The following is a 14,315-nucleotide window of genomic DNA, read 5'->3' as shown; positions in this document are numbered from 1 at the left end:
TTGACGTAAATAGCGCTCATAAGATGTTGCATATATTTTATTCTCATTAGCAATATCTTGAATCCAATCTTGGCTATGTTCAGCTTCTTCGCTAACGACTGACACCCCCAATTGCATACTACAATTTACTTTGGACTCTACATAACGAGTGATAATGCTAGTATCATCTTCGTAATCAAATAGCCCTGATGCTGCCATTACCTTTTTTTCAATAAACTCAACTTCATAAGGACCTTCTTTAGTTAAGCATAGATCTATGGCTGTTTTAGCTACCCTATATTGCTGTTCATTAAGCATAATAATTTTCTATCCAATTGCTAAAGTCTTTAGTATTTTCATCAAATAAGCCTGTAGAAATAGCAGCCTGCTTGAACATATTCCTATCCATGTTCTTTGCTTCCATCATTTCTGCAAAACTTAAAAATTTTTCATAGAGTTTTTCAGAATCTACCGTGTCCTGTAAAACAACTTGTTTGGGATTTACAGCCATATCGGAATAAATACTTTGTACGGGAAGACTACTTTCCAAAATTTCCATAAATGTTTGAAAGTTTTTAAGTTGTATAGAAGTCATAGACTGTACTAAGTTTTGGTATATCGGATAGTTTTTATTAATCTTATAACCAATAAAATCACCAGAAAAACGGTTCCATGCCGATTCATCTGTGGCTAGACTTTTATTAATACGTTTAGTCGATAGCTTTACACTTGCCGTTGATATTTTCCCTATCACCTGCTTTAAGCGATCTAATACCTCATAAGGTGGTACAGCCTTAGACTTCTTAATATCAATCGTCCATAATTGATCAATCTTTTTATCAAAATTAATTTCAACACGCGCATACTTTGTATTTTCAGATTTAGAAATTACACGAAACCAATCTCCCCATACCATTAATCTATCATTACGATAAACATAAGCACCTTGCGAGTTGAGTAAGTCACTTTTTTCTTTGAACAATTCGTACTCATCTTTAGACATTTTAGAGTAATGTGGCAAAATATACGCCTGCATTGCAACTTCAGTATCTTCAATAAATACTTTTTCTTTCGGATGCTTTAAAGTAAAACTATTCGATATACAAAATGGATTAAAAGCTTCAATAGGCAAGTTATTTAAGCTAATCGATAATTTATGTGCCTTTGCTTTACCTTCCATAAACTTATGGAAGACTAGCCCCAAGTGGTCTCTTAATTTTGACAATGTTTGATTAATATAGCGCTGTATAACCTTTTCATCTTCATGAAAAGAAATCCGATCTATATTTTCCCACATAACAATGGTGCCATGTTCTTTAATTTTATTCAGATATTCTTCATCTAAATCAATATCATTAATATCAATGATTTTTAATAACCATTGGTCCTCTTGCACAATGTAGTCTAAGTCCCATTGTGCTGCGCAAAGCTGATTATTTTTGGAAGTAATAACGGTTATCTTACGTGCTTGTGAAAAGGAGGCTGTTTTTAAACCTAAACCAAATCTTCCTAGATCTTCATCTTTTCTTGTTTCTACAGGTGATTTTGCAGCAAACTTTAATGCTAAATGAAGCTCGTCACTAGACATTCCTGTGCCATTATCAACAATTAAAAATCGTAAGAGTGGTTTTGTTAAAAAAAACAGTTCAACTTTTGTGGCAGAGGCTGCAATACTATTATCAATAATATCCGCAACGGCTGTGTCTAATGTATAACCAATATCTCGCATCGATTGCAAAATAGATGCCGCACTCGGCATCAAAAGTTTTGTATTACCCATATCATCAGCATGTCAACATTTAATTTAAATATAGCAATTATTTAGGTTTAATTTAAGCAATATTCCACTAAAATATAGAGTGATGTATTATGAATTCTAGTACATAAAAAATACATCAGCTTTGTTTCCTGTATCGCTTGTATGATTCCAAATCAGCTAGTAATCTCGATATCATCTTACCTAGATACAATATTTTGATTTTTATTTGTGTATGTTTTTGGCATTTTCATCAATGCAAATCTTTTAAATGGCCTAAAACCAATAGTCAGTTTTAGCATGAAAAATTTAGATCGTGATATAATGAATCAAATAAAACTTATCTAACAACATTAGAAAAGTTGTAGTTGTATTTAGTGAGAATGTACCATTAATAATGAGCTAAACTTTAATTGGTCACTCAAAAAGTTTAAGGAATGTATTCAAAGTCCGAATAGTATGCACTATCTTGAACTCTAAATATCAAATATTAAAAATTTGAGACATAAACTTTGCCCTCCCCTCTAAACTTAAACACAATTGATCTAATATTAAATCATATGGTACTAGCCATAATTCAGGTCCACTCGCTGTATTCGGCAAAAATATCAAGCCTTCGATTGCCTTTGTAAAATTATCTTGTTTTGGATAAATCAAAACAACTTTTTTTGAATATTGTAGATATGTATGACTGTAAGCATACATTTGATAAACATCTCTCTCACTTAACCCGAATTTCTTGTTATTTTCATCTAACCGTTTCCATTTTGCATCTAAAACAAGTTCATTTATTTTATTTTTTTTAATAAGAAAATCTGGCTTTAATCTACAGTAATTTTTTTCATCTTTTTCTAACAAATATTTCTCATTATCCTGCATATGTAATGAAAAATCATTTTTCAACAAATCCTTAAGCTTATGTCCAATATATTGCTCAAATACTTTTTCCATTGGAAATAATAAGCTATACCCTCTATCCCGCCCTAAAATAGCCATTGGATTTTTCTGCTTTAAAATTAGTTGGCACCAAGGCTTTATAGCCTGGTAATGGGCAACAAGTCGCCCAGAACGCCATTTTTTTAAATCTGAATCTAACTGCTTACTGAATGGAATGTCTTGCATTAAATGAGAAAAAATCAATGCATTTTTTTTGTTATGTGAATCCCGTGTTTTCTTTAAAATAAATTCAATTGCAGTCTTCAGCAATCTATTTTCAGCATTATTCAAACCTAGAACATCATGGTGAATAGGGAATATATGTAATTTTCCTGCACTATTTCTTACATGTTTTTTTAAATTCAATTTCCCCCTCAAATAAAGCTGTTCATCTTCAATATTTAAATAATCTTGGCAAATACCTTTTTGCAATAGTTTCCCTAATTCAATAAGAAAAACACGTGCCAAATACTCACTTAAAGGACCTTTATAGGATTTTAAAGATGCTTCATCTACTTTTCGATATTTAATATTTTGAGCCACTAGAATCATCTGAAGTAATTTTTCTTTTAATTGATTCAGATCATCTAAGTGAGCGATTTTTGGCAACAACTCAAGTACAGTACCTGCAGGAGTTTCAATAACGCCCACAAAGTTTTGAACACGTAAGGTTGTACGAGAACTTAATAGGAAAATCTTTTTTTTAGTTTCAACCTCAGAAATATCCTGATGCATTAGCTCGTAAAGATAATCGAAATCCTGTTGGGAAATTTCAGCCTCATCCAACTTATCCAAATTCTGTATTTTTGGATGCTTCGCAATTTTTAAAGTTGCATATTCACGTACAATAATATGCTGTTTCATTATTGCTTTGATTCCGCTAATTCTATATCTGTATAGATCCCAACATAATTATGCGGATTGTCAAAAGCTTCTGCATCAATACTCCAAACCTCTTCTGGTGTTACTGATTTATCTTGGAACAAATATAAAGATTTACCTTTCAATTCAGTTTTTTGGATAAATGAATTACCACCAAGCACTAAATCTATTTTTTCCCAATCAGAGTAAAAGTACTCTTGTAGCAATGGCAAAATTTGATTTTTTAATATATCAGCTAGCTTTTGAAAAGTTTGGTTCTCTTTGTCTAATAGTGAAGTGAAATATGCATGGCCAATGCAATAATCTCTACCAATCAGATACTCAATACGCTCATTTATGGCTTCTAAAAGGAGCTGAATTTCAATCCCATCAATCTCAATGCCTTCGAAGAGTTGAGGGTTTGGTAAAAGTTCTTCAAATTTAAAACGACGACGCATTGCAACATCTAAAGCCGTTAGAGAACGATCAGAACTGTTCATGGTACCAATAATATATAGATTATTTGGCACACCAAAATCTTCCTGTGTATATGGAAGCCTAACAGTCAGTTGTTCTGCATTTCCCAACCGTTTGGATGGCTCCAATAATGTAATTAGTTCTCCAAAGATTTTTGAGACATTACCACGGTTGATTTCATCAATAATGAGCACATAGTTTTGATTTGGATTATCTTGTGCTTTTTTTGCTATAATTTTAAAGATACCATCCTTGATTTTATATTCTGTTTGTTTCGTTTCACGATTTGTCGTAACGCTAATACCTTCCACAAACTCTTCATAGCTAAAACTTTGATGAAATGTTACTAATCCTAGTTGTCCATTTCCTATTAATTGAATAGATCTAGCTTTAACATTCGAGCGTATAGAAGAAGCATGGCCATCAATAGTTTTAACTGCTCTATTTATTGACTCATAAGTTTTTCCCGTACCGGCAGGGCCTACAAATATAGTATTCAGGTTCATTAAACTTTGCTCTCTCAATTCTCGATTAATCATTTCTAAAACTATATTTTTTTGTGCTTCGGATGATTTTATAAAAACTTCTCTAAATTTTTCAAATGTTAAATTAGAATGTGTTATATCTTTTTTTAGATCATTTATATCTTTAATTAATTTATAATTATTTCCATTCTTTTCAAAAATTTCAGCTTGTATTAATCGACCAAAAAATTGTCTGATATAAGTCTTATTTGAATCATTATTTTTAAAATTATTAACTTTTTTTAAGTAAGATTCAAAATTAAAAATACCACTATCCAAATTATCAATAATTTCAACCAATGGATGAATAATTTTATTTTCAATAATTAATTCAAAATTACAAGCATATTTATACATATATTCACTATATGATAGAGATCCTGTTAAAAAGTCTTGAGCTGCTTGTCCTAAATGATAATTACCGCTTTCATCAATATAAAAGATTCCTAATTCAATAGCATTTGTATAATACGAACTCCAAACATTAGAAGGATTAGTCCCCTTGATACCTGCTTCTTTAACTAACTCATTAGTTAATATATATTCTTTTTGAGAAATTTTTGAATGATCTTGTGCTAGCTGATTAAAACAGTTGATATATGCTTTAAATGTTCTATCCGATACTGTTATAGATTTATCAATATAAAAACTACCATTCTCTTTCACAGTATAACTCATAAAAAAACCTTATTAATCAATAATAAGGTTTTTTAAAATCAAGTCAAATTATTTTCTTATTCAACATTAACACGCCCTGCCCATTGTAGAGCCATTGCTTTTGCCATTCCTTTAAATGTTTTGCTTCTTAAATTACGGCGTTCTTCTGGTGTTTTAGCCTTAACAAGCGCTTCTGCATACCATTTAGGCATAGACTTACCACTTGAGAATGTTACGCGCTCGCCCTTACCTACTATTTCTGTCGGCTCAAGTAATGGCAAACCTTTAATCCATAAACATGTGGTTTTAGTCGCTTCATCACCAAACATATAAGGCTGAACAATCTGCGTAGCTTTACCAATATGTGAACTAATCACCCCAACAGGGTTTTCAATTGCAATTTTTGGAATATCCACTTCCCAAAGCGCCTTAAAGAAAGCAATAGCTTCATCACGATCTTGTGCACGATTTGGGAACTTTGGATGTGGTCTTCGTTCCTCTTTTGGCAGATGCTTATCTTCAGGATGATAATACCATTGAGCGCCACTCACAGCTAAATACGTACATGGCGGATGCGCAATCATCATATCCCATTGTGGCACATATGCAGATTCACCATTTTGTAGCTCACCACCTTTGTGCTTAATAATCTCAAATACGTCAATATTAAAATGCCATTCAGGATGACCACCACTACATGGTAATAAATCACAACTGAAAGCATTATGTCCTAATGCTCTTAACTCAGTAGTAATAGCTTGACTTTCTTCACAAGCAACCAAGATATTCAACTTCTTAACCGCAACGTGCTTTTCTGTTTCAAGATCTTGTGGCACATCTAATTCAAGCGCTGTTTGTTTTAAATCACTTGTCAACACAGGCAAACTTTGAATCATGGTTTCACTCATATTAAGTTTAGCTATTTTTGGAACATCTTCTTTGACATTGCTCAAAACTTTCTTCGCCTTAGATCTAATTTTAGATTTAAAAATAGTATCACCAACATTTTGTAGAACATCTGCCACACCTAATGCAATTTTTTCTGCCATTAAAGGTGGTACAGCGTTACCTATCATTTTGTAACAATACCCCATGCTACCTATGAATTCGTAATCCATCGGGAATGATTGCAATAACCCTGCCTCACGAATGGTGATGGATCGAGCTTGATCAGCATCTGGATGAATAAACATCAAACCATCTTTATATAAATGCGCCACAATTGTTGGTGATGGCTGATCCCACTCTAAATTACGGTACTTCGCATGATTCGATTTCTTACCTTTTAATTGATTGTAAAATTCAATTTTCTGATCATTTGGTAATTTATTCATACCCTTTTTTACCCATTGGGTAAAAATTTGGATATCACTAATATTATGAAATCTTGGCGTATGTAAACATAGGGATGTATTGTCACCTATATGCGAAATATTTTTACCATTTTCTTTTTTCGGCTCAGTTAATGGTAGAAATTTAGGTAAATCTGCTATAGCCTCCGCAACGGTTTTAACTACGGTTGTTTTGTGACTATCGATAGCACTATAGACATTATCTAAATCAATATTTAAGTCCTTACGCACTCCAACAATAATTATTCGATTCCGTTTTTGAGGAACACCAAACTCAGTTGCTGTATATGAAGCTTGTCTTAAGGTATTTGGTGATTTGATCTGATATCCAATCGCCTCAAACGCCTCGTAAATACGTTCGATAACAAGTTTATCACCAGGCTTTGCAGTCAAGATCCCAGGCACATTTTCAAAGACAAAGAGCTTTGGCTTAAACTCATCTACAACTTTTACAAAGCTTTCAAAAAGATAATTACGATAATCATCTTTCATCCCATTTTTATCTTGAGCTCGACCTGCTATTGAATATGCTTGGCATGGCGGACCGCCCACAACAATATCTACATTTTGGTTTCCAACTAAACCACGTAAACCATTTTGCTTTATATCAGCATTATTCGTAGATCCAAATTGCTGCTCAGACTGTTCCGACCAACCACCAAATATAAGTTCTTCAGTTTTTTGGATATCAAAGTGCACAACTGATTTTTCAGCAGTTTCCTTATCATAATTCCATTTTTGTACAAGGCGATGGCGTAAAGTTTGCACCATCGGTAGCTCCCACTCTACATGAGCAAGCCCTTCGAAAAGGCCTGATTGAGTAAAACCTTCGGATAGACCACCACAGCCTGCAAATAAGTCGATATACGTAAATTTACTCATGTCATGCAAAACAGCCAAAAAATCGATTCACATTATAGCAAGCTCGATATAAAAAATCTGGCTATTTCTATATCCTTCAAGCAATAACCAAATTTAAGCGACACTCTATGTCTTACTTACAAAAGATATAATTTTCAAAAAGTTACAACTTTCTATCTAGATTTTTAATACTTATATTTAAGTTTTACATTTCTAAAACCACTCTTAAAACTCAAAATCATTTGACCGATCATTCTGTTTAAATGGCATTGGCTTAGAAGATTGATTTCTTTGTAATGCTCTCCATTGCATATCCTCAATTGTTGCCTTTATGGATTTGGTTGCTTTCTCTGTATAGGATTGAATATCCATCCCACGCACAGAATTATCAGTTTGAATGATTCGTTCTATGATTTTGAGCTCTTCCCTATCCAACTTAGGAATCAGCGCTAGAATCGCCTTATATTTCACTTCAGTGTGTTGTTTGAAAGCAATCTTATCTTTTCTTACATAATCCTGTGCCTGAAGCTGAGTCATAGTCTCAATTTCACTTATATCACTATGCTCATATCTAAAGGCATGTGCAAAATCCCGTCTTAAACCAGTTTGATCATAGTCTCTAAAATATTGATTGATTGCCTTTAATTCATTTTCGTGAGAAATACGTTCTCGTATTCGTTGTTGTTCTTCACGTTTACGCTTTTTGTCTGCCTCTATTTTTTCTTTCTTCATATTATTTTGGTAGTTCAATATAGGTAATAGATAAATCGATTTAAATTCTTCAAGTTCATTAAAGGTGATTGATGGTTGGGATGCTTGATTAGGCTTGAAGAATGAAAAAAGGGAAGGTTTTTTCATTTGTGGTTCAACATCATGTTGCTGTAGTAATAGTGCTGCTTTTTCAAATTCCTCTAGCTTTTTCACTAAATTATATTGCTCTACCAATTTAGATTGACCACTAATAAAATCTTCATCAGCATATTTTTCAAGAAATTCCTTATAAACTTTTTGGAATTCGCAATAGGTTGCATAACTGCGTATTACATCTCCCCCTTCCTTATCTAATTCTGCTATCTCGTCTAGTTTGGCGCTAATTTCTTGCTCAATTTGATTATGCTCACTGATTAAGTCATTAATGACAATGCATTCATTGCTTCTGCCTTGACGTCTAAGTACGGTTGTTGCTGGTCCTTCATGATAGTGTGCTTTACGGCTTGATTCCTGTTCTCTAAGACTCCGATGATCCACCGTGACTTGATGGCCTGCCTGCTTCAAATGATGATTGGTTATTTCAGCAAAGCGCTTGCGCCAGGCTCGTACTTCATCACCATAGATCTCATCTAACTCTCGAGTTTTTGCACCTAATCCTTTAGGTGTTGCTTCTCGTGTAGTAAGTAATATGTGCGCATGGTAGTTACGCTCATCCATCTCGTCTTTATGCGGTGCATGGATACATGCATCTACAGCGACTTTGTGCCTCTCAACAATTTGCAGACATAGATCTTCAAGCATCAATTGACGTTGCTGTTTATTCAATTCACACGGGAAAGCTATTTCAAATTCCCTAGCAACTGTGGAATTTTTTCGTTTTTCGCTATGTTCAGCCAAATTCCATAAATACTCACGATTTCTTAAATTTTTATCCGCTTTTGGGGGAGTATAAACTTGACTAAATTCAACCCCTGATTTTCTTCGATAGTCGTGACATAAACCATAGTAATCATCCTTTAACTTTGTTGCACTCCGGTACGCTGCTGCAGCGACAGCAGAACGTCCTTGAGAGCGTGAAATCGTCTTCACTGTAAAATGATAAATTGCCATAACACCACCTAATTAAACGGCTTTTTTTTAGCTAACTTTGTTAGCTGGGGTACAGGGACCTCCCTGTCGCAACGGGCAAATCTCGAAGAGTTTGCATAAGTGCGCCATTCACTAAAGTTCATGGAAAACCCACCACGGTTAGCTTAAGGTTTTGCTAATTTTGATCACAAGCGAAGACAGCTAAACTTCAAAAAAGTGGTTTATACAGCTAAGTCTTTTTTTTGATGTTTCTCATCAAATTTATTTTTATTTTTTACATCGGGATAAGCTAAAAAAAGTCAAATTACAGGAAAACTGATATGCACCCACAAAATATTCAAGATAAGTTGTCTGAGTTAGAACAGAAGAAACAAATGAAGCAAAAGCAATTAGATCAGCTTCAACATCGTCAGCAAGCATTAGAGAATCAGCTCGATAAAAAACGTAGGAGTGATGAAACCCGCTTAAAGATCTTATTGGGTTCGTATTTAATCAAACAGCTCAAAAAAAACTCAAAAAGGTTAGATCTCGTTGAGAAGCATAAACAAAATCTAATTAACTATTGCCAGTTGAACAAGAACCTAAAGGCTGGACAAGTTGATAGTCAGTTAATTGAATTATTTTTTGAAAAACTTAAGTGATCTTATGGGATGAAGGGACGCTTTCAAGAACTCAATTTGTTTAAAACAACGATAGCCCAAATTGAGCTGAATGACTCGCTCAGTTTGGACCACTCCATTGGGTCAATTTGAGCTGTTCTTCTTTATAAATAAAATAAACAATAAAATAACTAAATATATCTAGGGCATTACCATTTTTTGATTTTTCACATTTTTTATAAAAACTTCAATTCAAGGCCTTGACCTACCTAACATTGCGGGATAATCTTATTTCAACACAGCAAAATCTGTGTTCAGGCGTGAGAACCTGTTAGAATCTAGGTGCAATAAAATGTCGCACTTGCGGCTATTTTTTTGCCTACTGTTAAGCAGTCCTATGGTGGCTTAGCAGGGCAGCTTCGGCTGGCTGATCCTAGATTCAGTATTCTCACCCCTGTTAAGTTGCCTCCATTACCGTGAGAAGTGATGGAGATAATTAAATACTTATCTAGGATTACTGCTATGAATAACAAATTCAATGGTGCAACCCCTTGCACGCCAAAAAAACTTGCTAAACAACTTCTTATTGAAAGCGCAAAAATTCTATCGCATACACAGCGCCAAGCCTTACTTGATATTTTCAAGACTTTAGACCAAGCTGAAAATAACACTCAAGACAACACTCCGTCCGATTTCGAATCGGAACAACCACTTAAATTGCATCAGCAAAATCCACATCATCAATATCACGATGAACTCAACCAAGAATTCTGGTCTGGGCAATATTTTGATATTGATACTCAAGAATATCCTGCAGATTGGCTACGCCGAACCCAACAACGTCCACGTCACAAATTGTCTGAACCTGCTTACTAAGCTTTAAGTGAGCACTTCTCATGACTAAAAAAACAAAATTATTAGTCCAAGGCGACTATCCGTTAATTGCCTCTCCTACGCTTGCCCAAGCGTATGGAGTAGCATCCGCAATCTTCTTACAAAAACTACATTACTGTTTGCAAAGCAATGATGCTCAACTCTTTCAACAACAAAAATTCTTTTACCACAGCTATGAACAATGGGCTGAAACCTTAGGTACATACAGTCCATCTACAATCAAACGCATAGTCTCTAAGTTAAAGAAAGTCGGTATTTTGGTAGTCAAAAAGCTATCTCAAAATAAATGGATTCAAACCAACTTCTATGCAATCAACTATCGAAAGCTCAGCTCTCTGCTAAAAAACTCTATTCAATCAGTTGAGCCTGAGACAGTAAATCAGGAAAACGTCCAAGCGATTTCTGCCCAACCATCGCACAACGTGGTCAAGCAGCCATCTACCGTAAAGGTAACGATTGGAATTCCTTCTAAAAGACTAGCTCAACCTAACCATACAGAAGGTCTACCCGCCCCTTTAACACCTATGGCATCACCTTTGGTACTAGAAGCAATGTCTAGTGAAAAGCGAAGCTTATATCATCAACTTTTACAGCTAAAAGTGGATATTCACTATGATGATGCCCGACTAGATGAATGGCTGAAAAACAAGAAATTTATTGTTCACAAAGCTGCCTATCTCAAAGACCAACTCGGACATTTAAAAATGCGCTGGTATAGCCCTGAACAATTAGGTTTAGATTTAAATTAACGCAATACTCCTTACCTTTTCCAATCATGCTGACTCAGTAATGATAAAAGTTTGAAGGTATGTATTTGAATTTCTAATGAGACAATAATGATGAATAACCAACCTTATAAAGCAGTCATCTTTGATGTATTTGGCACACTAATAGAAATTAAAAACAGCCAATCTCCTTATAAAAAGATGATGAAATGGCTTAAACAGCAAGGCCGTAAGCCTCAGCCTAATGATGCTGCAATGATCATGTCACTGGACGGTGATTTTGAAACAATCGCTTCTTATTTTGGGTATCAACTTCCTGTTTCCCTACTAGCAGAAATGAATACCGCTCTTCAACATGACTTAGAGCATATGCATGCGTTTGAAGATTCAATTCCAATGCTGATTGAGCTTAAAAAATTAGGCTACAAATTGGCGATTTGTTCTAACGCGGCTACGCCTTATGGCATTCAAGCACAGCACCTACTTCCACCTTTAGATGCTTATGCATGGAGTTTTAAGGTAGGTTTCAATAAACCTGATCCAACGATATATCAACATTTTCTAAATCAATTAGAGTGCCAACCCAATGAAGTATTGTTCATTGGCGATACCCAAATCGCTGATGTGGATGGACCACAAAAATTAGGAATGGCGGCTCGACTCATTGATCGTAAAAATGGTGAGAATCTTTTTGATGTACTCAAACCCTTTTTTAAAAATAAAAATCATTTTTTAAGCTGATTCTTAAGATACCAAATTTGGTACTTAACTCATGATATTAAGGATTTAAGTACCAAATTTTGTACCTAACAAATTGGATTAAATTATTAATTCAGCAAGCATAAATATGATTTTTTTATTTCATAAATTTTTTAAATAACCATTTTTTTGAAGTTTTAAACGAAACTAGTTTTTAAAAAATGTCATGTGCTAAGTTTTCCACATGGCGATTTGTGACTAGGGAAATTTATGCCTAGCCGTGAATAATTTTTAGATCAGCTCAACTGGCTAAGTAATTTTATGCAAAACGAAATTTTAGATGTTCTTTTAGAACTAGGGCTTACAGCTATCGATTGGGTTGATGCTTCAGTGTTCTCAAAGCTTACAGGCATTGAAGAACAAAAACTGACACATCGGCGAAAAAATTGGCCACAAGATCTAGTTTGGACAAAACAAGATGGAAATATTTACTACTCACTTAGAGGTTATAACCAATGGTTGACAGAACAAACTCAAAAACGTTACCAACCGGCGTTAGAATTAGGGAGGATGCACTCGAAATCAACTTCACCTCTAAAAAGCAGCGCTACTACATTACACTCCCACACCCGCCGACTGCGGAAGGTATCCGTACAGCCGCTAAAATTAGAAGTGACCTCATAAATAAAGCCAAATGGGGGATTTTAACTGAGAATGATATAGCTCAAGCAAAAGGTATTGATGCCACTGAAACTGAATTGGTAGATGGTCAACAAATCTTATTTCAGGAGGTTGCACAAAAATTTTTAAAGTTTTCGATTGCCAATAAAGATTCAAAAAATGGCTATCGCAAAATTTTAGAATGTCATTGGATGCCTTATTTTGCATTAACACCAATAGCCAATATCACGACTGAAGATATTGAGGAAGTCATTATCGATCGTGATTTTCAAACAGCGAAAACATTTAATAACTGTGCAACTCCGCTACGCGGGGTATTTGAATTGGCTGTTAAGCATAATCAGATTTCTGCAAATCCTATGCATAAAATTAAGAATCGTAAGGTTCAGGTGGAAACACCTGACCTCTTCACACGTAAGGAGATGGAAGCCTTACTAGCTTGGCTCGACGAAAGCTTACATGATGAGGATAAATTTTATCGCTGGTATTTCGAATTTGCCTTTTGGACAGGTTGTAGACCTTCAGAAATGATTGCTCTCAGAGAAAGTGATATCGATTGGTTCAATGGCACATTCAAAGTTAACAAAAGCCGTGTACGTGGTTTAGAAAAGAAAGTGACAAAAACTCATACTTCTCGAGAAGTATATCTGAATGAACGATCAACTCTGGCTTTGAAAGCTTTGCTTCAATTTAAAAAGGATCAAGGCTACCAAACAGACTATGTAATGCTATGTCCCAAGACGAAGGAACCATTCTTTAATGAAAAGCCGCCTAGGGAGCGTCTTTTAGAAGCAATGAAATCGTGTTCTATACGGCATCGCCCTGCTTACAATGCACGGCACACGTATGCAACAATGCTACTCATGGATGGGGTAAATCCAATGTTTGTCGCTGATCAACTTGGGCATAGCCTACAAATGCTCATCAAGCGCTATACTAAATGGTTGCATGGGGATAAAAATAAGCAAGAAATTGCGAAACTTAGCGTAGCACGTACAGCCTAAAAACTTTGAAATCAAAAGCTCATGGAATGAAAAATGTGGCAAATATGTGGCAATAAAAAAGCCACTTAATATAAGTGGCTGATTTATAACAAGAATTTTGGTGGAGATGGCGGGAGTTGAACCCGCGTCCGCCAGCATTACGCTCGAGAATACTACATGCTTAGATATCGTCTATTGATTTAACCCTTTGCGACCCGACGAACAGGGTGCTAAGGCGATCCTCTAAATTTAGTACAAAGCCCCGAGGCGTGGCTTTAATACGGACTTGTGTGCGTTCGCTTCAGTCGGACTCTCTAACCACAAGTATTCGGAGAGGCGGACAAGCTGCCCTTAGGCAGCTAGAGCGTATGATTCGTCGTTTGCGACTAAAAAATGCAAATTTGATTTACGAGAGAAAATGCGCTCTCGGCATGCATCTATGAGTTTCATCACCAGCGTCGAAGCCAGAAACATCCCCAAAGTACATAGTAATCATAGCATAAAACTCTAAAATCAGTGCTTGTTTTTCAC

At 35.1% G+C, this 14,315-nt stretch carries 12 protein-coding genes and 1 other RNA gene; 6 read left to right on the top strand and 7 right to left on the bottom strand.

Annotated elements, in window-relative coordinates:
- Positions 1 to 297, bottom strand: a 297-nt coding sequence (locus SKM54_RS10610) for a hypothetical protein (protein ID WP_321095316.1), incomplete at its 3' end; no start/stop codon positions are given.
- Positions 290 to 1,759 carry an ATP-binding protein gene (locus SKM54_RS10605; RefSeq protein ID WP_321095315.1) on the bottom strand — a complete coding sequence of 490 codons (1,470 nt, stop codon included), beginning with the start codon at positions 1,757 to 1,759 and terminating at the stop codon, positions 290 to 292. The genes SKM54_RS10610 and SKM54_RS10605, both read right to left, overlap by 8 nt.
- A 110-nt stretch (positions 1,760 to 1,869) precedes the next feature.
- Here SKM54_RS10605 and SKM54_RS12385 point away from each other — a divergent pair, with 110 nt between their 5' ends.
- Positions 1,870 to 2,034, top strand: coding sequence for a PDDEXK family nuclease (locus SKM54_RS12385; RefSeq protein WP_407061305.1), 165 nt, complete (start codon positions 1,870 to 1,872; stop codon positions 2,032 to 2,034).
- Between the two features lie 184 nt (positions 2,035 to 2,218).
- On the opposite strand, the gene SKM54_RS10600 is transcribed toward SKM54_RS12385, so the two are convergent.
- The 4 genes from SKM54_RS10600 to mobQ form a co-directional block, all read right to left on the bottom strand.
- Positions 2,219 to 3,535, bottom strand: a complete 1,317-nt coding sequence (locus SKM54_RS10600) for an McrC family protein (RefSeq protein ID WP_321095314.1) — start codon at positions 3,533 to 3,535, stop codon at positions 2,219 to 2,221.
- Complete coding sequence (locus SKM54_RS10595) at positions 3,535 to 5,211, bottom strand: McrB family protein (RefSeq protein ID WP_321095313.1); 1,677 nt, start codon at positions 5,209 to 5,211, stop codon at positions 3,535 to 3,537. Before SKM54_RS10595 ends, SKM54_RS10600 begins: the two co-directional genes overlap by 1 nt.
- 56 nt (positions 5,212 to 5,267) lie before the next feature.
- Positions 5,268 to 7,424 carry a DNA cytosine methyltransferase gene (locus SKM54_RS10590; RefSeq protein ID WP_321095312.1) on the bottom strand — a complete coding sequence of 719 codons (2,157 nt, stop codon included), beginning with the start codon at positions 7,422 to 7,424 and terminating at the stop codon, positions 5,268 to 5,270.
- A gap of 204 nt (positions 7,425 to 7,628) precedes the next feature.
- Positions 7,629 to 9,224 (bottom strand): MobQ family relaxase, encoded by a 1,596-nt coding sequence (gene mobQ / locus SKM54_RS10585; RefSeq protein ID WP_321095311.1) that lies wholly within the window; start codon positions 9,222 to 9,224, stop codon positions 7,629 to 7,631.
- 299 nt (positions 9,225 to 9,523) lie between these two features.
- Between mobQ and SKM54_RS10580 the strand changes: the two genes are divergently transcribed.
- From SKM54_RS10580 to SKM54_RS10560, 5 genes are all read left to right on the top strand, one after another.
- The gene (locus tag SKM54_RS10580) at positions 9,524 to 9,844 is read left to right on the top strand and encodes a hypothetical protein (protein WP_321095310.1); all 321 of its coding nucleotides are present in this window, start codon (positions 9,524 to 9,526) and stop codon (positions 9,842 to 9,844) included.
- Between the two features lie 480 nt (positions 9,845 to 10,324).
- Positions 10,325 to 10,678 carry a hypothetical protein gene (locus tag SKM54_RS10575; protein ID WP_321095309.1) on the top strand — a complete coding sequence of 118 codons (354 nt, stop codon included), beginning with the start codon at positions 10,325 to 10,327 and terminating at the stop codon, positions 10,676 to 10,678.
- Between the two features lie 20 nt (positions 10,679 to 10,698).
- Positions 10,699 to 11,445 carry a hypothetical protein gene (locus tag SKM54_RS10570; protein ID WP_321095308.1) on the top strand — a complete coding sequence of 249 codons (747 nt, stop codon included), beginning with the start codon at positions 10,699 to 10,701 and terminating at the stop codon, positions 11,443 to 11,445.
- Positions 11,446 to 11,532: 87 nt separating this feature from the next.
- Complete coding sequence (locus SKM54_RS10565; protein WP_321095307.1) at positions 11,533 to 12,162, top strand: HAD family hydrolase; 630 nt, start codon at positions 11,533 to 11,535, stop codon at positions 12,160 to 12,162.
- A gap of 473 nt (positions 12,163 to 12,635) precedes the next feature.
- Positions 12,636 to 13,805, top strand: a complete 1,170-nt coding sequence (locus tag SKM54_RS10560; RefSeq protein WP_321095306.1) for a tyrosine-type recombinase/integrase — start codon at positions 12,636 to 12,638, stop codon at positions 13,803 to 13,805.
- A gap of 98 nt (positions 13,806 to 13,903) precedes the next feature.
- Here SKM54_RS10560 and ssrA read toward each other — a convergent pair.
- Positions 13,904 to 14,262: a transfer-messenger RNA gene (gene ssrA, locus SKM54_RS10555) on the bottom strand.
- Positions 14,263 to 14,315: the final 53 nt, after the last annotated feature.

Source organism: Acinetobacter faecalis, assembly GCF_034187745.1.
GTDB classification, from domain to species: domain Bacteria; phylum Pseudomonadota; class Gammaproteobacteria; order Pseudomonadales; family Moraxellaceae; genus Acinetobacter; species Acinetobacter faecalis.
This window is presented reverse-complemented; position numbering and strand designations above follow the sequence as displayed.

Coding starts and splice junctions, on each gene's coding strand:
- SKM54_RS10605 (WP_321095315.1), bottom strand. CDS start 1,759: ATGGGTAATACAAAACTTTTGATGCCGAGTGCGGCATCTATTTTGCAA.
- SKM54_RS10600 (WP_321095314.1), bottom strand. CDS start 3,535: ATGAAACAGCATATTATTGTACGTGAATATGCAACTTTAAAAATTGCG.
- SKM54_RS10595 (WP_321095313.1), bottom strand. CDS start 5,211: ATGAGTTATACTGTGAAAGAGAATGGTAGTTTTTATATTGATAAATCT.
- SKM54_RS10590 (WP_321095312.1), bottom strand. CDS start 7,424: ATGAGTAAATTTACGTATATCGACTTATTTGCAGGCTGTGGTGGTCTA.
- mobQ (WP_321095311.1), bottom strand. CDS start 9,224: ATGGCAATTTATCATTTTACAGTGAAGACGATTTCACGCTCTCAAGGA.
- SKM54_RS10580 (WP_321095310.1), top strand. CDS start 9,524: ATGCACCCACAAAATATTCAAGATAAGTTGTCTGAGTTAGAACAGAAG.
- SKM54_RS10575 (WP_321095309.1), top strand. CDS start 10,325: ATGAATAACAAATTCAATGGTGCAACCCCTTGCACGCCAAAAAAACTT.
- SKM54_RS10570 (WP_321095308.1), top strand. CDS start 10,699: ATGACTAAAAAAACAAAATTATTAGTCCAAGGCGACTATCCGTTAATT.
- SKM54_RS10565 (WP_321095307.1), top strand. CDS start 11,533: ATGATGAATAACCAACCTTATAAAGCAGTCATCTTTGATGTATTTGGC.
- SKM54_RS10560 (WP_321095306.1), top strand. CDS start 12,636: ATGGTTGACAGAACAAACTCAAAAACGTTACCAACCGGCGTTAGAATT.